Here is a 19,579-nt window from a genome sequence, read left to right as displayed (position 1 = left end):
AGAACACCAACATGAAGAACAAGATCGTCGTCTTCCTGATCGCGGCCGTGGCCCTGATGGTGCTGCCGCTGATCGCCCAGCATGCCGGCAACTTCTGGGTGCGCATGCTCGACTTCGCGCTGCTGTACGTGCTGCTGGCGCTGGGCCTGAACATCGTGGTGGGCTATGCCGGCCTGCTCGACCTGGGCTACGTGGCCTTCTACGCGGTGGGCGCCTACATGTTCGGCCTGCTGGCCAGCCCGCACCTCACCGACACCTTTCCGGCCGTCCAGGCCATGTTTCCGCAGGGCCTGCACCTGCCCATCTGGGCGGTGATACCGCTGGGCGCGGCGCTGGCCGGCCTGGCCGGCATGCTGCTGGGTGCGCCCACGCTGAAGCTGCGCGGCGACTACCTGGCCATCGTGACGCTGGGCTTCGGCGAGATCATCCGGGTGTTCATGAACAACCTTGACCGCCCGGTCAACATCACCAACGGGCCCAAGGGCCTGCAGCAGATCGACAGCATCAAGCTCTTCGGCATGGACTTCGGCCGCCCGGGCGAGCTGTTCGGCCTGGAGTTCTCGTCGGTCACCAAGTACTACTACCTGTTCCTGCTGCTGGTGGTGGTGAGCGTGGTGATCAGCTACCGCCTCGAGCGCAGCCGCATCGGCCGCGCCTGGATGGCCATCCGCGAGGACGAGATCGCCGCCAAGGCCATGGGCATCAACACCCGCAACATGAAGCTGCTGGCCTTCGGCATGGGCGCCACCTTCGGCGGCGTGTCGGGCGTGATGTTCGCCACCTTCCAGAACTTCGTCTCGCCCGAGTCGTTCTCGCTGCAAGAGAGCGTGATGATCGTGGCCATGGTGGTGCTGGGCGGCATCGGCCACATCCCCGGCGTGGTGCTGGGCGCGGTGCTGCTGGCGGCCCTGCCCGAGGCGCTGCGCTGGGTGGCGGGCGAGCTCGACCTGCAGCGCCTGACCGATGGCCGGGTGGACGCCGCCATCCTGCGCCAGCTGATGATCGCGCTGGCCATGATCGCCATCATGCTGCTGCGCCCGCGCGGCCTGTGGCCGGCCCCTGAACATGGCAAGGCCGCACCGCAGCCGGTCAGCCCCGCACGCTGAGCACGAGAGAGGCACCCGAACATGAACGACATCGTGCTGAACGTGCAGGCCGTCTCCAAGCGCTTTGGCGGCCTGCAGGCGCTGAGCGACGTGGGCATCACCATCCGCAAGGGCCAGGTCTACGGCCTGATCGGCCCCAACGGCGCCGGCAAGACCACCTTCTTCAATGTGATCACCGGGCTGTACACGCCCGACGGCGGCAGCTTCGAGCTGGGCGGCGCGCCCTACCAGCCCACCGCGGTGCACGAGGTGGCCAAGGCCGGCATCGCGCGCACCTTCCAGAACATCCGCCTGTTTGCCGACATGACGGCGCTCGAGAACGTGATGGTCGGCCGCCATGTGCGCAGCCAGTCGGGCCTGCTGGGCGCCATCCTGCGCACGCCGGGCTTCAAGGCCGAAGAAACCGCCATCGCCCAGCGCGCGCAGGAGCTGCTGGATTACGTGGGCATCGGCCGCTATGCCGAGTTCAAGGCGCGCACGCTGAGCTATGGCGACCAGCGCCGGCTCGAGATCGCCCGCGCGCTGGCCACCGACCCCAAGCTGATCGCGCTGGACGAACCCGCCGCCGGCATGAACGCCACCGAGAAGGTGGTGCTGCGCGAGCTGATCGACCGCATCCGCAACGACGGCCGCACCATCCTGCTGATCGAGCACGACGTGAAGCTGGTGATGGGCCTGTGCGACCGCGTCACCGTGCTGGATTACGGCAAGCAGATCGCCGAGGGCACGCCCTACGACGTGCAGCGCAACGAGAAGGTGATCGAGGCCTACCTCGGCGCCGGCCACAAGGCGCATTGAACCTGCAGGGCACACAAACATGACCAACAACAACGACGTGCTGCTCGAGGTCTCGGGCCTGCAGGTGGCCTATGGCGGCATCCAGGCCGTCAAGGGCGCGAGTTTCCAGGTGCGCCAGGGCGAGCTGGTGTGCCTGATCGGCGCCAACGGCGCCGGCAAGACCACCACGCTGAAGGCCGTGACCGGCACCCAGGCGGTGGCCAATGGCGAGATCCGCTACCTGGGCAAGCCCATCAAGGGCCAGGGCGCCTGGGATCTGGTCAAGCAGGGCCTGGTGATGGTGCCCGAGGGCCGCGGCACCTTCACCCGCATGACCATCGTCGAGAACCTGCAGATGGGCGCCTACACCCGCAACGACGGCGAGGTGCAGGCCGACATCGACAAGGTGTTCGCGATCTTTCCGCGCCTGAAGGAGCGTGCCGCCCAGCTGGCCGGCACCATGAGCGGCGGCGAGCAGCAGATGCTGGCCATGGGCCGCGCCTTGATGGCCCGGCCCAAGGTGCTGCTGCTCGATGAGCCCAGCATGGGCCTGAGCCCGATCATGGTCGACAAGATCTTCGAGGTGGTGGCCGACATCCACAGCCGCGGCACCACCATCTTGCTGGTCGAGCAGAACGCCAGCCGCGCCCTGGCGCTGGCCGACCGCGGCTACGTGATGGAGTCGGGCGTGATCACCATGGACGGCCCGGGCCAGACCCTGCTGTCCGACCCCAAGGTGCAGGCGGCCTACCTGGGCGCCTGAGCGGCCAGCCGCACCGGGGCGCCCGCACCGGCGCCCGTCAGATCAGTTCAGCACCTCGACGATGAACTCGCGGCGCGCCACGCGGCGCTGCGAGTCGGCCACCTCGATGGCCAGGCGGTGCTCGCCGGCCGGCAGCTTGGCGCCCGGTGCCTCGATGCCCTGGGCATTGACCTTGGCCGCACCCAGCACGCGGTCGGTCACGTCGAGGCCCAGGCGGCCGTACTTGACGCGCACGCTGGCCGGATCGACGGCCGCGCCTTCCACCCCTTCCCAGCGCAGCCGGATGTCGATCGGCGAGGCCATCGGCTTGCCCAGTGACGGTGCCAGCAGCTCGATCCTGGGCGCGGCCGGATGCGGCATGGCCCGGCTGGCCGGCGGTGGCGGTGCGGCGCGATCCTGCGCGGCCTCGGTGGCGGTGATCAGGTCGAAGCCGGCGGCCGTGGGCTGGGCGGCCTGAGCGGCGGTCGGGCCCGCCATCGGGGCCAGCATGGCCAGCCACAGCAGGCTGCGGCGGTGGGGGCAGGGGCGCATGGGTGTTCTCCGGTGTGGGGGGTCAGCGGCTGATCGGCATGTAGCCGGCCGCCCGCGCGGATTCGAGCGACACGAAGTTCAGCTGCGGGCTCTTGGCGTGCTGGGTCAGCCACTGCACCACGGTGCTGCGGCCCTTGTCCTGGGCGGCCTGGAAGGGGGCGCTGGCGACCATGGTGGTTTCAACAAAGCCCAGGTTGTCCAGGCTGAGCTCCTTGCTGCCGTCGAGGCGGTAGCCCAGCAGCATGTGGCCGGGGCCGGTGATCAGCACCGGGTCGATGCCCATGCGCTTGAGCAGGGTGGCCATCAGCACCGTGCCGTCCACGCAGTTGGCCTCGGCGCCGCGCAGCGACTCGCTCGGAAAGCGCACATGCTGGCTGCCCACGTGCTGGCTGGCGCTGGATGAATCGGTGATGCTGGAGTACTTGACGCCGCGGCGCTGCAGCATCTCGTACACCGCCTTGACCTGCAGGTTCACGCCATCGCGGCCCATCTGGTAGCCGACCGCGCCCTGGCTGTGGCGGGCCATGGCCTCGCGCAGCAGCTCGGGCACCCACGGGGCGTCCTCGGTCACGAAGGCCGTGAACATGCCGGTCATGTTGCGCCGGCCCTGCGGGGTGATCACCACGAAGGGCACCTCGTTGACCGAGCGCACCCGCGCCGCCCGCGTGGTGCTGCCCATGGGCTTGCCGTCCACCCACACCGACCAGGTGATGTTCACCGGGCCGGGCTGCACCGTCTCGCGCAGCCGGTCGAAGCGGTAGCGCAGGCGCGGGTACAGCGCGTATTCGCCCACCCGCTCGAGCACAAAGCTCTCGCGCGTGGCTTCGGCCAGCGCCTCGGCCTGCACCTGCACCGTCACCTGTGCACCGGAGCGGGCGTTGTGCAGGCGGATGCCCACCAGGCCCCAGGGGTCGCCCAGGTAGTGCACGTTGGCATTCGTCAACACCGCCCGGGCGCGATCGTCGTCCTGCAGCACGGCCAGCCCCAGCGCCTGCTTGCCGCCGCCGGTGGCGCTGGTGGCGCTGCCGCGGGTGCTGGTACCGCCATCGGCGGGCGGCTTCATCGTCACGGTGCTGAGGATGAAGGACGGAAACAGCTCGTCGAGGTCGAGCCGGGCCGTCCAGTCCTGCGGCGGGCCGTCGGCCAGCGGCAGGGCCGCCCCGGCGGGGCTGCCGGCCGCCGCGGGCTCGCCCGGGGCTTGCGCAGCGCCGGGTGGCGCCACGGCCGCCACCGCGGGCAGCGGCACCAGCGTGCCGCCGCGCATCTCCACCAGCAGGGTCTCGCCGCCGCGGCGCAGCAGCCGGCCCACGCCCTGCAGGCGGTCGTGGCGGAACTCGCCCTCCAGCACATCGCCGCTGGGGTACTGGAAGCGCGCCGGCCCGTTGACCCGCCCCTGCACGAAGCGGCCCTCGAAACGCGTGCCGTCGGCAAAGGTGTAGGCGCCCTGGCCGTGGGCATGGCCGTCCATGAAGGCGCCTTCATAGCGGTCCTTGCCCTCGGCCCGCCCCTGGCCGTGGGCCCAGCCGCGCGCGCAGTCGCCGTCATAGCGGCCGCGCAGGTTGGTGTCGCGCAGCATGCAGTTCTGCGCCATGGCGGCGCCGGCGGCCAGGCTCAGCAGCAGGCCGGCGGCCAGGGCACGGGTGGGGTGGGTGCTCATGCCGGTGCTCCTCACAGTGCGATGCGGTCGCCACCGCCGCCAAAGGCCATGATCGGCGTCTGCTGCGGATGGGCCGAGCACTGGTTGGCGCGCTGGCAGATGGCCTTGGACTCGCGCACCACCGGCGGCTGCACCTGTTCGGCAAACAGCCGGGCCAGCGGCTGCTGGCCGCGGCTGGCCTTCAGTGCGGCCAGCAGCCGCGTGGTGAACAGGCCGCCGTCGGCCGTCTCCCACGAGATCTCGTGCGGGCTCGAGGCGGTGAGGATGGCGAAGTCCTGCCCTGGCGCGGTGGCCCGCGCCACGGTCAGCGCGTCGGGGCCGCGCACATCGCGCTGGGCCTGCACGCCGTTGCCGCCGACCACCACGCTGGCCACGTTGGTGGCCGCGCCGCCCGAGTGGCAGGTGTCGTTGATCCACACCACCTTGCCGCGCAGGTTGCGCGCCAGGCTCTGCAGCTCCCAGAAGTCGAGCGTGTTGGGGTCGTTGGGCCGGTAGTCGGCCAGGATGGGCATGCCGTAGCCCGAGGCGCTGAAGTCCTTGTCGCCGCCATGGGCCGAGAAGAAGATCACCACCAGGTCGTCGGGCGCCACCTGGCCGGCCATCTTCTTGAGCGTGCCGCGCACCGCGCCGCCGGTGGCCTGGGCGTCGGTGAACACGGCCATCTGCTCGCGCGCGAAGCCGATCTCGGACAGCGTGCCCACCACGCGCTGGGTGTCGCGGGCCACGCCCGGCAGATCGGTGATGCCGTTGACCCCGGCACCGCGCACCGAGGCGTAGTTGGACATGCCCACCACCAGCGCCCAGCGGCGGCCGGTGGCCTGGATCGGTGCCGCCGGCGCGGCGGGCGCTGCTGGTGCCGCGGGCGCGGGGGCCGGTGCGGGCAGCGGAGCCGGCGGCGGGGCCACCGGTGGTGGCGGTGGCGCAGGCGGTGGCGCTTGCGGGGGTGAAGCCGGTGGTGCAACGGGTGGTGCAACGGGTGGCGCCACAGGTGGTGGCAACGGTGCCGGCGCCGGGGCCGCCGGTGCGGGCGCCGGCGCTGGCTTGACCGGTGCGGGCCTGACCGGCGGCGGGGCCGGTGGCAGCGTCACCACCGGTGGCGCCGTGACACCGCCTTCGGGCAGCGGCGACACCACCTCGGCATCGGTGCGGTTGCTCGCGTCGGGGCCCAGCATGCCGGCAATGCGCTCGGCGGTGAGGTCCTTCAGCTGCTCGGCGGTCTTCTCGGCCAGATCGGCGGCGGCGCGGCCGGCGGCCAGCTCCATCGCGCGGCGCTCGCCGTACTCGCGCGTATCGGCCTCGGTGCGGGTGAACATCTGGCCGCGGCCTTCTTCGGCCGAGAGGATGCTGCGGCCCACGATCACCCGCGACTCGAGCCGCAGCTCGGCCACCGCGCCGTCTTGCTGCGGCACCGGCCGCAGGTTCTTGTAGGCCGAGAACACCAGCGAGAAGCCGGCGTTGGCGGCAAAGGTGACGACCACGCCGCTGCCCTGGTCCATCAGGCGGTAGACGTCGGCGGTGGGTTGCAGCACCTTCAGGCCGCGCTGCAGAAACTCGCGCTCGAGCAGGCGGATGGCGGTCTGCACCGCGGGGTCGAGGCGGCTGGGCGCGTCCTGCGTGGCCGGGCGGTACAGCACGGTGATCACGTCGGTGCGCACACCATGCCTGGCGGCGGCGGCGGCCACCGCCGGGCTCACCAGCGAGCCGAGCGCCGCCGCGGCCGGCAGCAGCGGCGCGCCCAGCAGCGACAGCAGGTCGCGGCGTTGCAGTTGGGGCAGATCGGCCATGGTGTCAAAGCCCCGCTGCGGCGGCGCGCGCGCCGCTGGCCGAGTGGTCGGTGAGGATCACGTAGTCGCCCACCTTCACGTCCTGCTTGGGGTTGCGGCGGATCACGTCGCACTGGCTGGTGGCCGAGCCCACGCCGTTGCAGCGCACGGCGGCCAGCGGGCGCATGTTCACGAACTCGTTGCGCGCGCCGATCTTGGTGAGGCCGGCACTGAACACCACCAGCTCGTCGCCACGCTGCAGGCCGTTGCGCGCACCGCCAACGATGCTGATGCCGTCACCGTCCACGCCCACCACCTTGCCCATCGGGCGCAGCTCGGCGTCGATGCGCGAGGCCAGGCGGTCGAAGGCGCGCTGCATGGCGCGCTCGTAGTCCACACCGAGGCGGCGCTGCACAGCGGGGTCGCGCTCGTTCTCGCCGGGCATCAGGGTCATGCGGTCGCCGCTGCTGGCGCCGGTGGTGCCCACGGCCTCCACCGGGGCGTCCCACACCGGGTAGTCGGCGCGGCCCTTGTCGCCCTGGTTGTGCTCGTCATAGCGGTGCTTGAGCATGGCGTTCACCTGCACCTGGGTCACGGCCACGCGCACGCCGCCGTCCACCCGGCGCAGCTCCTGCGTCGAGCTGACGAACATCGCATCCACCACGTAGTCGGACTTGTCGGCGGTGACGCTGGTGCCGGTGCTGTAGACCTCGTAGCGCTTGGTCTTGCCCACGGTGTCCATGAAGCGGCGCTGGATCTGCACCGGCGTCACGCCGATGGCACGCGCCACGTCGGCCGGGAACAGCAGCTTCTCGTTGCCGGGGTCGCCCATGCCGGCGACGATGGTGTAGATCTTGGGCTTCATGCCCTTCTCGGCCAGCTCCACCAGGCGGTAGTTGGCGCCGGCCGGCATCAGCACCGAACCCACCGTTTCCTTGATGTCGGGCTTGGCGTTCAGGTCGGGCTGGGTGGGCGCGGTCTTGCAGGCCGACAGTGCGGCCAGGGCCATGCCGGCGGCGATCAGGCTCAGGCGGTGGGTGGCGTGGTTCATCAGGGGGTCCTCCGGGTTTGTGGGTTGTGGGGTGTAGGTCGTCAGCGGGGTGATCAGGTCTTCTTGGGCGGGCGCGGCTTGGGCGCGGGTGCTGCGGGCGGGTTGGCCGTGCCGGCAGCACCGGCCTTGGGCTCGGTGGCCGGCGTGAACTGCTGGCGGCAGGCATTGGCCAGGGTCTCGTAGGCATACAGCGAGCTCATCGAGGGCACCGGCCGCACCTGCACCTTGCCCACTTCCAGCGTGCTGTGCTGGGCCCGGCCGTCGCGGTTGACGAACACCATGCGCAGCAGCTGCTCGTTGTTCCACTTCCAGAAGCCGGGCCGGGCGGCGTCGGCGGCCTGCTGCTCGGTGCCGGCCACGCCGATCTGGATGGTGGCCATGGCGGGGTCGCGGTCCAGGCGCGGGCGGTAGTCGCTCTTGAGCAGCGTGTGCGCCAGTTCGGCCTGGCCCTTCTCGCCCGCACCAAAGGCGTCGACGAAGCTGAACTCGCCCGGGCTGGGCTGGCGCGTCTCGCGCGCAAAGGCGCTGCGCTGCTCGGGCGTGGTGGCCTGGTCGAGCATCTGCGCGGTGGTGGCGGGGTCGCACTGGTTCACCGCAAACAGCAGGCCGCGCGCGTCGTTGCGGAACAGGGCGTTGCGCAGCTCGGGCATCACGCCGCTTTTCTCGAAGGTCTCGAACACCGTGGCCGCGCTGCGCACCTCGTCGGTCCTGCCGTCCACCGTGACGCGAAAGGCGGTGCCCAGCTTCATCAGCTCGGCGCCGCCGTCGCTGGTGATCTTGGCGATGTTCTGCACGATGGGCGGCACCTCCTTGACGAAGGCGAAGACCAGCGGCCCGAAGGCCAGCAGTTCGGCAATCGGCTGGTCCTTGCCCAGCTTGGACAGCTCGCGCCCGCTCCAGGTCAGCAGGCCGCCAAAGGCGGCAAAGCCGGCCATCGCGCGCAGCGGGATCGAGGTGCGCCTGACCAGGCCGTCGGACTGCAGCTTGTAGTCGGCCGCGGCGGCCGGGTCGGTCACGGCCACCAGGCGCAGGGCCAGCCGCTGCGCGCCCATGTCCTTGACGAAGCTGTCGGCCGAGAACGAGCGCAGGTAGTCCAGCTCGGCCGGCGTGAAGGTGTTGCGCGCGCCCTCAGGCAGGCCGCTCACCAGCGCCTGCTGCAGCAGCGTGGCGGCCTTCTCGCGGCGCTCGATCAGCGCGGCATAGCCCTGGTCGAGTTCGGCCAGGTCCTTCTGCGTCTGCTCGATGACACGCCCGGTCAGGCGGGTGAGCACCACGATGGCCGCCAGATTGACCGCACGCTGCATCTGCGGCGTGGTCATCTTCTTCGGCGAGGGCAGGGTGACGGTCTGCGCCTCCAGGCGCTGCGGATCGCCCATCAGCGTGTCCATGAACTCGCCCAGGCCGCCGGTGGAACCGCTGCTGCTGAACGCGCTGGCCATGGCCGACTCGAACACGGCCATCGCGCCCTTGAGGATCACGCCATCGGCGCCGCCCTGAAACAGGCCGCCCAGCGCGCCGGCCTGGGCGCCGCCCGGGTTGTCCTGCGCCGTGCCCGACAGCAGGCTGGACAGGTTGGCGCTGCCGCGCCGGCCGCCCACCAGGGCGCGAATGGCCTTCATCTCGAGCAGCAGGTCGGTGCCGGTGACCGTGCCCTTGGCAAACAGGGCCTGCATGCCGCCGGCGTCGCGGGTGCTGGCCAGCAGCGGCGCGCTGTGCGCCGCGGCGTTGACGGCCGCCGCCGCGGCCGCGGCCTGGGCGGCGCCGCTGGACAACGCTGCGGGCGGCTGGCGCTGCTGCACCGCGGGCGGCTGCAGTGGCTGCGGCTGGGGTTGCTGCTGTTGTTGTTGTTGCTGCTGCTGCTGCTGCTGCTGCTGGGCCGCCTGTGCCCGCTGCGCGGCCTCCTTGGCCTTCTTTAGCTGCTCTTCCAGCCAGTTGGCGCCGGCCGGCTGGGCCAGGCTGGCCAGCAGCAGCGGCGGCAGCAGCAAGGGCCAACGGCGCCGGGTGGGGCGGCGGCCGGGGGGTGGCGGGGGCAGCGTGGACATGCGGGGGCTCCGGAGCATTCGGCGTGGTTCGCAGGGGGGGCGAGGGGCGGTTGAACGGGGCCTTGCGTCGGTCTTGCGTGAAGAGACGCACGCGCCCGTTGAACATCAGGGGGGTGCGCGCGATCAGGGCCCTCCGGCCAGCACGAAGCCGGCCCAGTGGAAGGGGGCGCGCCACTCGGGCCGCTCGCGCACGGCGGCCTGGGCGTGCTGCAGGGCCACGGCCGGTGGGGCGCTGCCCCAGTGGCGGTAGAAGCTGCGCATCAGTGCGCTGGTGCTGGCATCGTCCACGCGCCACAGGCTGGCCAGCACATGCAGGGCGCCGCGCTGCAGGATCAGGTCCTGCAGGCTTTCGGTCAGCGGGCCGGCGCTGCCGATGCTGCTGCTGCCGGTGTCGCAGGCGGCCAGCGTGACCAGCTGCAGGGCGCTGAAGTCGAGTGCCGCGATGCGCGCCAGCGGCCAGCGGCTGCCATCGCCCAGCAGCAGGCTGGAGCGCGCCATGCGCCCCGGCCGCAGATCGAAATGCGTGCCCAGGTGCAGCAGGCCGGGCGCGCCACCGGCGGGCCGGGCCACGGCCTCGAGCAGGCGCTCGGCGGTGAAGGCCTCGTCGAGCCAGCCTTCGCCGCCCAGCACGCCAGGGCCGCAGGGGCGGGCCGGCCGCGCCAGCCCGTGCACCGGGCCGGCGACGATGCCGCAGACCTCGTCCACCACGCCCGGCAGCGCTGGCAGGCCGGCCGCCCCGCGCGAAACACCCAGCGCGCGCAAGGGCCCGCGTGCGGCGTCAGCGCTGGCGGGGCCGGCAGGTGCGGCGGCCGTGGCGCGCGGCTGTGCCGCGCCGGCGGCAGGCCGCAGGGCGACCAGCGGCGCCACGCGCACGGCCAGGCGCTCGCCCAGGTAGCCCTGCTCGGCCCGCAGCGCGGCCCAGGGCAGGGCGCGCAGCGCGCCGCCGGCATGGACCTCGATCTCGCGCGCGCCGGCACGCAGGGCGGCGGCCTCGATGGCCGCGCCGAAGCGCCGGTGCAGCGTGCGCAGCCCGGCCTGCAAGAGCACCTGGGCTGCGGCATGGGGGGGCTCGCCCATGGCCGCCAGCACCGCGCCCAGCTCCTGCTCGCGCTGGGCCTGCGGCCAGGGCAGGTGCACCGGGGCCACGCTGCGGCCATCGTCCAGCAGCAACAGCAGGCGGTCGGCTTGCGGCAGCGCATGCACGCGCAGCAGTGCCGCGCCGGGGCGGGCCGGTGCCGGCGTGGCGCGGGCCGCGGCGCGGGCGCCATCGCCCACCGCGTGGCGCGGCTGCAGGCGCTGGGGCAGGGCCTGCCAGGCGGCCAGCGCGCCGGGTGCGTCGGGCGAGGCCGCCACACCCGGCGGCCAGGCGGCCGACCAGGCGGTTTCGTCGGCATCCAGGGGCAGCGGCGGCCGCGCCGGCGTGGTGTCGCGCGGGTCGTCGACAAAGCGGGCCAGCGTGGCCGCGCGCTCGTGGGCGCCCAGCGCACGGGCCTCGTCCAGCCGCCCGGCATCGATCAGCCAGCCGGCCAGGCTTTGCGACCAGGCAGCCAGACGGGCCGGCAGTTCGGCGGACGGCGGGGCCGGCACCCGGCCTGATGGCTGGCCCGGCACCTGGGCTGGCACCTGGGCTGGCACCTGGCCCGGCATTTGGCCTGGCAACGTGGCCGCCTCGGCCGCGGTTGCCGCCAGCGCGCGCTTGGCCAGCCAGATCGCGGTGGCCGTGCGGCCCAGGGCCTGCCATTGCTGCGCCCAGGCCATCAGCGTGGCGGCGCTTTCAGGCCCTACTGCGGGTTCAGCGGGTTCAGCGGGTCCTGCGGGTGTGGTGGGCGCGGCTGACGCGGCCTGGGCCGGCGCGGTGTCCGCTGGCTGCGGGTCTTGGGTCGGCCTGGGTTCCACGGCGGGCGCCTGGGCCTGGACACGGGCCGCCAGCGGCGCCGGCCAGCCAGCCGCCAGCCAGCCGGCCGGCACCAGCGCGCTGCCTGCGCGCAGCCATGTGCGCCGCCTCATGGCGCGGCCGCCCGGAACTCGACCCGCAGGCTGCCATCGGCCGCCAGCACCAGGCCTTGCGCGGCCAGCCAGGCCCGCAGCGCGGCATCGGGCGGGTGCTGGAACTCGGCGTCCAGCCCGTAGCGGCCCGCGCGCTCATAACGCTGCACATCGGCGCCAGCGGCAGCCAGCCGCCCGGCCAGGGCCTCGCGGCTGGCGCGCGGATCGGCTTCGCTGCGCAGCTGCGGCTGGGTGCCGTGGCGCAGAGCGGGGGCCTCGGCCGGTGGTGCCAGCCACTGCGGCAGCACGGCCAGGCCCAGCACACCAGCCAGCGCCAGGCCGGCACCGATGCGCAGCGCGGCGCCCGGCCGGCGCCCCGGGGGATGGCCGGGCCGACCGGCCGCCTGGCCCGCCAGCGCAGCCCGCAGCCAGGCCCCGGCGGCATGCAGTGCGGCGCAGGGCGCGCAGGCCCTTGCCGGGTTGCCGGCCGAGGCCCGGCCCTGGCGCTGCGCCTCGGCCAGCAGGCGGGCCAGCGCCGGCGCTGTGCCCGGCTGGCCGGAGGCAGGCCGTGGCGCCGTGGGGATGGAAGCGTGGATGAAAGCTTGGGTGGTCGCGTCGGTGGGGTCGGCGATGTCGGCCCTGTTGGCCAGTTCGGCCAGGTCGGCCGGCAGGGCCGGCGCTTCGATCGGCCAGCGTCGCAGGGCCGCGCGCAGGCTCGCGGCCTCCAGCCGTGCCGTGGTGTCGCCCTGCGGCCCGGCAGGCGGGCGGCCGGCCAGTGCGTTTGCCCAGTCGAGATCGGCGTTGGCGTAGGCGTTGGCGTTGGCGTTGGGCGTGGCCGGCGGCGTGCCGGCGCGGGGCTGTGCTGCGCCACGCTGGCCGCGCGCGCTGCCGTCGTCGGCCGGGCGGGTCATGCGCTCTCCTGCGCCGTGCCGGCCAGGGCGTACCAGTCGGCGAAGTACTGGCGTGCCTTCTTGCGGCATTGCGAGATGTACTCGCGCGTGGCACCCGGGCTGCGGCCGATCAGCTGCGCCACATCCTGCGGCGTCAGGTTGTCCTCGGCAATCCAGCGGATCACCTGGGCGGCCTGCGGCTGCTCGGCGGCAAAGCGCTCGGCGCAGCGGCGAAACACGGCCTCGCTCTGGTGCTGCATCAGCAGCTGGCCCGGCTCGGTGATGCCGCTGTCGCGAAAGCTCAGCGCGGCCTGCTCGACATCGTCGCGCAGCAGGCCGTCGCGGTCGTAGAGCGGGTCTTCGGGCCGGCGGCCGCGCAGCACGTCGATGGCGCGCCGGCGCAGGATCACCACCAGCCAGGCATACACCTCGGCGTCGCCGCGGTAGCTGGCGCACGCCCGCCAGGCCTTGAGCAGGGTGTCCTGCAGCAGGTCGCGTGCGGCTTCGCTGTCGTGCAGCGTGCGCCAGGCTTCGCGCCAGAGTGCCGGGCCGTAGTCACGGTACATCGTGACCAGTGCCGTCTCGGCGTGCTGACCGCCTTGCCGGCAGGCCTGCATGAATGCCTGTTTCTCCATCCCTGAATCGCGTGTTCGGCGTTGTTCTGATGCGGTCATGGCCGCTGCAGCAGCATGCCAGAAACCGGCGTGGCGAGTCACCACGAAACTGGGTGTAACGCGCTGGCCACGCGGCCGCCGCGCTGCCCGGCGCAGGCGGGGCGGGTCAATGCACTGCATGGGTGCACGCCGGAGCGGCAAGACGGGTGGAATGGACGGTGGCGGTGTCATGACGCCGATCAAGGCCAGGTGCGCGGCATGGCGCGGGTGGCAGAAAGACGCCGGCCTGCCGCCAACGTCAGGCCCACCGCCGGCCGAGCTCAAACCCCATGACTGCAGCGCTTGAGCCCGAGCCCGAGCCCGGCGCCCGATCCCGGGAAAACACCGGGTTCCGTAAGGCGGAACTGCCAAGCCCGCCTGCCTGTCCATCGGGTGACACTGCAGCGGCGCGCAGCACCCCAGCATGACGCGCCCCACAACAGATCCCCAGGAGACAGACGATGCCCCATACCCCGCCGCCGCTTGGCCCCGATGTCGATGCCGCTCCGGCCGGCCACTGCGCGCCTCGCCGCCGCCTGCTGCTGGGTGCGGCAGCGGCCGCTGGTGCGGCGCTGCTGCCTGCCACCGCGGCGCAGGCCCAGGCGGCCTGGCCCAACCGCGCCGTGCGGGTGGTGGTGCCGTTTCCGCCAGGCGGATTGACCGACGCCTATGCGCGGGTGTACTGCGAGCAACTGTCACGCAAGTTCGGCCAGCAGTTCGTGGTGGAAAACAAGACCGGCGCCGGCGGCACCCTGGGCGCCGGCGAGGTGGCCAAGGCCGCGCCCGACGGCTACACCCTGCTGATCAGCACCTCGGGCCCGCTGTGGCAGGCCAAGGCCCTGTACAAGAAGCTGCCCTACACGCCGGTGAAGGATTTCGAGCCGATCGCGCTGTTTCCCAGCGGTGCGCTGCTGGTGGGGGTGAACGAGAAGCTGCCGGTGAAGACCGCGCGCGAGTTCGTGGCCCATGCCCGCGCCAATCCGGTGGCCTGGGGCACCTATGGCGCCGGCTCATGGGCGCACATGCTGGGCGATGTGCTGCACAAGGGCGAGAAGCTCAACATGGTGCTGGCGCATTACCGCGGTGAATCGCCGATGCTGGTCGATCTGGTGTCGGGCCAGATCCAGGTGGCGGTGGGCAGCGTGCAGGGCCTGATGCCGCACATCCAGAAGGGCACGCTGCGGCCCATTGCGGCCACCGGCCGCGTGCGCACGCCGCGCCTGCCCGAGCTGCCCACGCTGGTGGAGCAGGGCTTCACCGCATCGGTGTTCGCGATGGAGGGCTACCTGCCCTTCGTCGCGCCGGTGGGCACGCCGCGCGACATCATCGACAAGCTGGCCGATGCGGTGCGCGAGGCCTCGCTGACGCCGCGGCTGAAAGAGCTGCGCGAGCAGTTCGGCATCCCGAACCTGCCGCTCACCCAGGCCGCCGAGGTGAAGCGCGAGTGGGACGGCGACTCGGCCGAGTGGATCGCGCTGGCCGGGCAGCTCAACCTGTCGCTCGATTGATCGCCGGGTGCGGTGCAGGCCGAGCGGCCTGCGCCGGCCGGCCTGCACGATGCCGGCCTATACAGGCCGACCTGCGCGATGCCGGCCTGCACAGGCCGGCCTGCACGATGCCGGCCTACACAGGCCGGGTGCACACCACCAGCGCCTCGTCCAGCAGCTGCAGCAGCTGGTGGATCTCGCCATCGCTGATGGTCAGCGCCGGCATCAGGCGCAGCCGCTGGGGCTGGGCCGGGTTGACCAGCAGGCCGCAGTCGCCCGGCAGGGTGCGTGCGGCATCGGCCACCAGGCCCGAGGCCAGCGTGGGCGGCAGCGCCAGTGCGCGCAGCAGGCCGCGGCCATGCACGGCGCCCAGGCCGTGCCGTGACGACAGTGCGCGCAGCCCCGCCGCCAGCTGCTCGCCACGGGCCTGCACGCCGGCCAGAAAGCCGGGCTGCGCCACCACCTCCAGCACCGCCAGCGCGGCGGCACACACCAGCGCATTGCCGTGGTAGGTGCCGCCCTGGTCGCCGGGGGCCAGGCGGCACACCGCCTCGCGCGCCAGCACCGCGCCGATCGGCACACCACCGCCCAGGCCCTTGCCCAGCGTCACGATGTCGGGCGTGATGCCGAACTGGGTGTGGGCCAGCAGCGTGCCGCAGCGGCCGATGCCGGTCTGCACCTCGTCAACGATCAGCAGCAGGCCGTGTTCGTCGCACAGCGCGCGCAGGCCCTGCACAAAGGCCGGCTCGGCCGCCACCACGCCGGCCTCGCCCTGCAGCAGCTCGAGCATCACCGCCACCGTGTCGGGGCCGATGGCCTCGCGCACCGGCGCCAGCTGGTTGTACGGGCAGTGCACAAAGCCCGGCACGGCGGGCGGAAAGATCGCGCCGAAGCCCGGCTTGCCGCTGGCCGCCATCATGGCCAGCGTGCGGCCGTGAAAGCTGTGGCTGAAGCTGATCACCGTGGCGGCGCCGCCGCGCTGCTGCTGGCCCCACTTGCGCGCCAGCTTCACCGCGCCTTCGTTGGCCTCGGCACCGCTGGTGCCGATGAACACGCGATCCAGCCCGCTCAGCGCGGCCAGGCGCTCGGCCAGCGCCAGCGCCGGTGCGTTGTGAAAGCCCGGGCCGGCCTGCAGCAGCAAGCCGGCCTGGCGGGCCAGCGCCTGGGCGATCTGCGGGGGCGCGTGGCCCAGCGTGTTGACGGCCCAGCCCTGCACCGCATCAAGGTGGCGGCGGCCCTGGGCGTCCCACAGCCAGCTGCCCTGACCGCGCACGAACACATTTGGCGGGCGCGGGCCCAGGCGCATCAGCGCCGCGGCCGGCCAGGCCGCGCTCGCCGGTGCAGCGCCTGGCTGGCGCTGGCTGTCCGGGCCTGGGGCTGGCGGGCTGGCCGGGGGGCTGCCCGGCGGGCAGGCCAAGGGGCTGGCCAGGTGGGGGCCCGTGTGGGCGGGGCTGGGGGTGGCAGCGGGGCTGGCCAAGGGCGGCGTCAGGTTCATCGCGATTCCAGTCGGGGTGGAGACAGGGTGGGGGGTGATCCGCAGGGATCACGGCACCATCGCGGGCCGATGCAGCCAGTGGGGCAGGGCACCCCATGAACGACAAAGGCCACGACGGGTGTCGTGGCCTTGGGAGGTGGCCTTGCGTTCAACGCCAGGCCCGGCAGCAACGATCCCGTTCAACGTGGTCGTCGAACGCGGCGTCGCAGGGCGCGGGCCAGGGTGCTGTGCATGGTGGGCCAGACCTTAAGCGAGCGGGCCGCGGCTGGTCAACACCGGCGTGGGCCTGTGGTGCATGGACGACGCTGGCGGGGCCGATGGCATCATCGCCGCATGCCCGCCCGCCCGGCCGACCCCGATCGCCCAGCCGCCCGCCCGGACCGCCCGGTCACCGGTTCACGCCGGGTGTCGGCCGATGGCCGCGCCGGGCCTGCCGCGCCACTGGCCGAAGCCCCGCGTGGCGTGCGCCAGGCCAAGCAGCTGCGCAGCCAGCGCAAACACCAGGCGCTGCTGGATGCCGGTCGCACGCTGCTGGCCACGCAGGATCTGCCCTCGCTGTCGGTGGCCCAGGTGGCGGCCGCCGCGGGGGTGGCCGTGGGCTCGTTCTACACCCGCTTCGACGACAAGAACGCCTGGTTCGCCGAGCTGTGCCGCGAGGCCGGCGCCACGGCCTTTGACGAGCTGCAGCAGCTGCTGGCCTCGGCCACGATGCAGCGCGCCGGCACCGCGCGGCAGGTGATGCTGCTGATGCAGTGGCTGGTGCAGGTGCACCGCGTGCACCAGGGCATTTTTCGCGCCGCGGTCAGCGAGCCGGCGCGCACCCACCTCTACTGGGGCCCGTTGATGCGCCTGTGCAACGAGGTGGTGGATCTGGTCTATGCCCGCCTGGGCCCCGAGCTGGACGGCGTGCCGCGCGGCCAGCGCCGCCGCCGCGTGGGCTTCGCCTTCCAGATGGTGTTCAGCACCCTGGTCAACGCGGTGCTGCACGACGGCGGCCCGGTGCGCCTGCACGACGCGGCCCTGGCGCGCGAGCTGGCGCGCAGCTTTCTGGCGCTGGTGGGTGCGGGCCCCGCGGCGGGGGTCAAAGCGGCTGCAGCGTGATCGGCAGGCCGTCGCGCGGCCTGGCAATCGGCACCAGCTGGTAGGGCATGCGGTAGCCGGCCGGCACCTGCCAGCGCCAGCGGCGCAGCACCCGGTGCATCACGGCCTTGACCTCCATGTCGGCAAAGTGCTGGCCGATGCACAGGTGCGCACCACCGCCAAAGGGCAGGTAGGCATAGGCATGGCGCTTGTGCTCGGCGCGCGCCGGCGCAAAGCGCTCGGGGTCGAAGCGCGTGGGCGCAGTCCACAGCTCGGGCATGTGGTGGGTGTGGATCGGCGACACGCCCACCGGCGTGCCACGCGGGATGCGGTAGCCGCCAAATTCGCAGTCGCGCGCCGCGCGGCGCGGAATGGAGGTGAGCGGCGGGTACAGGCGCAGCGCCTCCTTCATCACCCACTCGGTGCGCTCGCGGCCGGGCAGGTCGTCCAGCGTGAGCTGGTCGTGCTCGAGCGCCAGCGCGTCGGCACGCAAGCGCTGCTGCCAGTCGGGCTCGCGTGCCAGGCAATAGAACATGGTGGTCAGCGCCGAGGTGGTGGTGTCGTGCGCGGCCATCATCAGGAAGATCATGTGGTCGACCACCTCGTCGTCGCTGAAGGCCTCGCCGTCTTCGCTGCGGGCGTGGCACAGCTGGCTGAAGAGGTCAGGCGTCTCGGTCGCGCGCTTGTCGGCGATCTTGCTGCGCATCAGCCCCACCAGCCAGCGCCGCGCGCGCACGCCGCGCCACATGGCCAGCGGTGGCAGCGGCCGGCGCACCAGGGCCAGCGAGGCGGCCACGGTGTCGACAAAGGCCTGGTTCATGCGGTCGGCTTCGGCGCCCAGCGCCAGGCCCATGAACACCCGCGCGGCGATGTTCAGGGTGAGGGCCTTGAGCTGCGCAAACACCGGCAGCCGCCCGGCCGGCCAGGCGTCCACCGCGGCGGCGATCACCGGGCCCATGTCCTGCACGTAGCGGGCCATGGCCTGGCGCTTGAAGGCGCCCTGCATGATGCGGCGGTGGTGTCTGTGCTGCGGATCGTCCATGGCCATGATGGCACCCGGAAACACCGCGTCGATCCAGTACGACCAGCCGTCGCGGCTGCTGAAGTTGCCCTCGCGGTCGTGCAGCACGAACTGGTTGGCCTCGGGGCCCAGCAGCGTCACCGTCTCGAAGAAGGTGCGCGAGCGCACCACCGGGCCGTGCTCGGCCAGGCCCTGCGCATGGGCCAGCGGATCGCGCAGGAACTTCGGCAGGTTGCCCACCAGGGGCAGGCCCTTCACCAGGGGAATCGCGTGGTACGGCAGGGCGGTCATGCGGGGTCTCCGGCAGGCGCGAAGCCCCGTGCCGGGGCCGCCGTCTAGATGCTAGAAAAACCTGAATCAGTATTCAAGTCGGGGCGCGCCCGGGGTGGCCGGCGTTTCTCATGGCACAGTGCGGCCCATGCTCGCCTATCGCCATGCCTTCCACGCCGGCAACCACGCCGACGTGCTGAAGCACGCCACGCTGGTGGCCGTGCTGAACCACATGAACCAGAAGGACAAGACCTGGCGCCTGGTGGACACCCACGCCGGTGCCGGCGGCTATGCGCTGCAGGCACCGCAGTCGCAGAAGCTGGCCGAGCACCAGCAGGGCGTGGTCCGGGTGCTGGAAGGCAAGCGCCTGCCGCCGCTGCTGGCCGACTACGTGGCGCAGATCCGCGCCGGCAACCCGCCCGGCGAGCTGCAGTTCTATCCCGGCAGCCCGCGGATCACCCGCGGCATGATGCGGCCGCAGGATCAGCTGCGCCTGTTCGAGCTGCACCCCACCGACCACGCGCTGCTGGCCCAGGCCTTCGAGGGCGACCGCCAGGTGGCGGTGGCCAAGGAGGACGGCTTCAACGGCCTGAAGGGCCAGCTGCCGCCGTCCAGCCGGCGCGGCGTGCTGCTGATCGACCCCTCGTACGAGATCAAGACCGACTACGCCCAGGTGGTCAGCGCCTGCCGCGATGCGCTGGCGCGTTTTGCCGAGTGCGTGATCCTGGTCTGGTACCCGCAGCTCACGCTGCGCGAATCGGCCCAGCTGCCCCAGCGCCTGAAGGCCGTGGCCAAGGAGCAGGCCAAGAAGGGCTGGCTGCATGCGCGGCTCACCGTGGCCCAGCCCGACGAGCGCGGCTACGGCATGCAGGGCAGCGGCATGTTCGTGATCAACCCGCCGCACACGCTGAAGCCGCTGCTGGGCGAGGCGCTGCCGGTGCTGGTGAAGCTGCTGGGCCAGTTCGACGGTGCGGCCAGCCAGCTGGAGATGGCCCACGGCCTGTGAG

The 19,579-nt window shown here is 72.6% G+C and carries 16 protein-coding genes; 6 read left to right on the top strand and 10 right to left on the bottom strand.

The window, feature by feature from the left end; all coding sequences use genetic code 11:
- Positions 1 to 11: 11 nt before the first annotated feature.
- From N4G63_RS10765 to N4G63_RS10755, 3 genes are read left to right on the top strand one after another with little or no spacing between them, the layout of a single operon-like run.
- Positions 12 to 1,106, top strand: coding sequence for a branched-chain amino acid ABC transporter permease (locus N4G63_RS10765; protein WP_260788707.1), 1,095 nt, complete (start codon positions 12 to 14; stop codon positions 1,104 to 1,106).
- Positions 1,107 to 1,127: 21 nt separating this feature from the next.
- On the top strand, positions 1,128 to 1,904 hold the full coding sequence (locus N4G63_RS10760) for an ABC transporter ATP-binding protein (RefSeq protein WP_260788417.1): 777 nt from the start codon (positions 1,128 to 1,130) through the stop codon (positions 1,902 to 1,904).
- A gap of 19 nt (positions 1,905 to 1,923) precedes the next feature.
- Positions 1,924 to 2,646 (top strand): ABC transporter ATP-binding protein, encoded by a 723-nt coding sequence (locus N4G63_RS10755; protein WP_260788416.1) that lies wholly within the window; start codon positions 1,924 to 1,926, stop codon positions 2,644 to 2,646.
- Between the two features lie 42 nt (positions 2,647 to 2,688).
- Here the strand turns inward: N4G63_RS10755 and N4G63_RS10750 are convergent, their stop codons facing one another.
- From N4G63_RS10750 to N4G63_RS10715, 8 genes are all read right to left on the bottom strand, one after another.
- A complete protein-coding gene (locus N4G63_RS10750; RefSeq protein WP_260788415.1) occupies positions 2,689 to 3,177 on the bottom strand; it encodes a hypothetical protein in 489 nt (162 codons plus the stop codon).
- Positions 3,178 to 3,199: 22 nt separating this feature from the next.
- The gene (locus N4G63_RS10745) at positions 3,200 to 4,834 is read right to left on the bottom strand and encodes an MORN repeat-containing protein (RefSeq protein ID WP_260788414.1); all 1,635 of its coding nucleotides are present in this window, start codon (positions 4,832 to 4,834) and stop codon (positions 3,200 to 3,202) included.
- An 11-nt stretch (positions 4,835 to 4,845) separates the two neighbouring features.
- The gene (locus N4G63_RS10740; RefSeq protein ID WP_260788413.1) at positions 4,846 to 6,618 is read right to left on the bottom strand and encodes a caspase family protein; all 1,773 of its coding nucleotides are present in this window, start codon (positions 6,616 to 6,618) and stop codon (positions 4,846 to 4,848) included.
- A 4-nt stretch (positions 6,619 to 6,622) separates the two neighbouring features.
- Positions 6,623 to 7,648: a hypothetical protein gene (locus N4G63_RS10735; RefSeq protein WP_260788412.1), complete on the bottom strand. Its 1,026-nt coding sequence runs from the start codon at positions 7,646 to 7,648 to the stop codon at positions 6,623 to 6,625.
- 53 nt (positions 7,649 to 7,701) lie between these two features.
- A complete protein-coding gene (locus N4G63_RS10730) occupies positions 7,702 to 9,690 on the bottom strand; it encodes a hypothetical protein (protein ID WP_314599659.1) in 1,989 nt (662 codons plus the stop codon).
- Between the two features lie 123 nt (positions 9,691 to 9,813).
- Positions 9,814 to 11,697 (bottom strand): CHAT domain-containing protein, encoded by a 1,884-nt coding sequence (locus tag N4G63_RS10725; RefSeq protein WP_314599658.1) that lies wholly within the window; start codon positions 11,695 to 11,697, stop codon positions 9,814 to 9,816.
- Entirely contained in the window at positions 11,694 to 12,587 is an 894-nt protein-coding gene (locus tag N4G63_RS10720) for a serine/threonine-protein kinase (protein WP_314599657.1), read from the bottom strand. The genes N4G63_RS10725 and N4G63_RS10720 overlap by 4 nt, the downstream gene beginning before the upstream one ends.
- Complete coding sequence (locus N4G63_RS10715) at positions 12,584 to 13,201, bottom strand: RNA polymerase sigma factor (RefSeq protein WP_260788407.1); 618 nt, start codon at positions 13,199 to 13,201, stop codon at positions 12,584 to 12,586. Before N4G63_RS10715 ends, N4G63_RS10720 begins: the two co-directional genes overlap by 4 nt.
- Before the next feature lie 479 nt (positions 13,202 to 13,680).
- On the opposite strand from N4G63_RS10715, the gene N4G63_RS10710 reads away from it, so the two are divergent.
- Positions 13,681 to 14,727 carry a Bug family tripartite tricarboxylate transporter substrate binding protein gene (locus N4G63_RS10710; RefSeq protein ID WP_260788406.1) on the top strand — a complete coding sequence of 349 codons (1,047 nt, stop codon included), beginning with the start codon at positions 13,681 to 13,683 and terminating at the stop codon, positions 14,725 to 14,727.
- 115 nt (positions 14,728 to 14,842) lie between these two features.
- Here the strand turns inward: N4G63_RS10710 and N4G63_RS10705 are convergent, their stop codons facing one another.
- Positions 14,843 to 16,012: an aminotransferase class III-fold pyridoxal phosphate-dependent enzyme gene (locus tag N4G63_RS10705; protein ID WP_260788405.1), complete on the bottom strand. Its 1,170-nt coding sequence runs from the start codon at positions 16,010 to 16,012 to the stop codon at positions 14,843 to 14,845.
- A 522-nt stretch (positions 16,013 to 16,534) separates the two neighbouring features.
- On the opposite strand from N4G63_RS10705, the gene N4G63_RS10700 reads away from it, so the two are divergent.
- Complete coding sequence (locus N4G63_RS10700; RefSeq protein ID WP_260788404.1) at positions 16,535 to 17,302, top strand: TetR family transcriptional regulator; 768 nt, start codon at positions 16,535 to 16,537, stop codon at positions 17,300 to 17,302.
- On the opposite strand, the gene N4G63_RS10695 is transcribed toward N4G63_RS10700, so the two are convergent.
- Complete coding sequence (locus tag N4G63_RS10695; protein WP_260788403.1) at positions 17,283 to 18,593, bottom strand: cytochrome P450; 1,311 nt, start codon at positions 18,591 to 18,593, stop codon at positions 17,283 to 17,285. The genes N4G63_RS10700 and N4G63_RS10695 overlap by 20 nt on opposite strands.
- A gap of 127 nt (positions 18,594 to 18,720) precedes the next feature.
- On the opposite strand from N4G63_RS10695, the gene N4G63_RS10690 reads away from it, so the two are divergent.
- On the top strand, positions 18,721 to 19,578 hold the full coding sequence (locus tag N4G63_RS10690; protein ID WP_260788402.1) for a 23S rRNA (adenine(2030)-N(6))-methyltransferase RlmJ: 858 nt from the start codon (positions 18,721 to 18,723) through the stop codon (positions 19,576 to 19,578).
- Position 19,579 lies beyond the last annotated feature (1 nt).

The organism is Aquabacterium sp. OR-4 (genome assembly GCF_025290835.2).
In the GTDB taxonomy this organism is placed as follows: domain Bacteria; phylum Pseudomonadota; class Gammaproteobacteria; order Burkholderiales; family Burkholderiaceae_C; genus Pseudaquabacterium.
The sequence above is the reverse complement of the archived record's forward strand: the minus strand, read 5'-3'. Positions and strand labels throughout refer to the sequence as shown.

Excerpts from the sequence above, each read along its gene's own strand:
- N4G63_RS10765 (WP_260788707.1), top strand. The coding sequence starts at position 12 with ATGAAGAACAAGATCGTCGTCTTCCTGATCGCGGCCGTGGCCCTGATG.
- N4G63_RS10760 (WP_260788417.1), top strand. The coding sequence starts at position 1,128 with ATGAACGACATCGTGCTGAACGTGCAGGCCGTCTCCAAGCGCTTTGGC.
- N4G63_RS10755 (WP_260788416.1), top strand. The coding sequence starts at position 1,924 with ATGACCAACAACAACGACGTGCTGCTCGAGGTCTCGGGCCTGCAGGTG.
- N4G63_RS10750 (WP_260788415.1), bottom strand. The coding sequence starts at position 3,177 with ATGCGCCCCTGCCCCCACCGCCGCAGCCTGCTGTGGCTGGCCATGCTG.
- N4G63_RS10745 (WP_260788414.1), bottom strand. The coding sequence starts at position 4,834 with ATGAGCACCCACCCCACCCGTGCCCTGGCCGCCGGCCTGCTGCTGAGC.
- N4G63_RS10740 (WP_260788413.1), bottom strand. The coding sequence starts at position 6,618 with ATGGCCGATCTGCCCCAACTGCAACGCCGCGACCTGCTGTCGCTGCTG.
- N4G63_RS10735 (WP_260788412.1), bottom strand. The coding sequence starts at position 7,648 with ATGAACCACGCCACCCACCGCCTGAGCCTGATCGCCGCCGGCATGGCC.
- N4G63_RS10730 (WP_314599659.1), bottom strand. The coding sequence starts at position 9,690 with ATGTCCACGCTGCCCCCGCCACCCCCCGGCCGCCGCCCCACCCGGCGC.
- N4G63_RS10725 (WP_314599658.1), bottom strand. The coding sequence starts at position 11,697 with ATGAGGCGGCGCACATGGCTGCGCGCAGGCAGCGCGCTGGTGCCGGCC.
- N4G63_RS10720 (WP_314599657.1), bottom strand. The coding sequence starts at position 12,587 with ATGACCCGCCCGGCCGACGACGGCAGCGCGCGCGGCCAGCGTGGCGCA.
- N4G63_RS10715 (WP_260788407.1), bottom strand. The coding sequence starts at position 13,201 with ATGGAGAAACAGGCATTCATGCAGGCCTGCCGGCAAGGCGGTCAGCAC.
- N4G63_RS10710 (WP_260788406.1), top strand. The coding sequence starts at position 13,681 with ATGCCCCATACCCCGCCGCCGCTTGGCCCCGATGTCGATGCCGCTCCG.
- N4G63_RS10705 (WP_260788405.1), bottom strand. The coding sequence starts at position 16,012 with ATGCGCCTGGGCCCGCGCCCGCCAAATGTGTTCGTGCGCGGTCAGGGC.
- N4G63_RS10700 (WP_260788404.1), top strand. The coding sequence starts at position 16,535 with ATGCCCGCCCGCCCGGCCGACCCCGATCGCCCAGCCGCCCGCCCGGAC.
- N4G63_RS10695 (WP_260788403.1), bottom strand. The coding sequence starts at position 18,593 with ATGACCGCCCTGCCGTACCACGCGATTCCCCTGGTGAAGGGCCTGCCC.
- N4G63_RS10690 (WP_260788402.1), top strand. The coding sequence starts at position 18,721 with ATGCTCGCCTATCGCCATGCCTTCCACGCCGGCAACCACGCCGACGTG.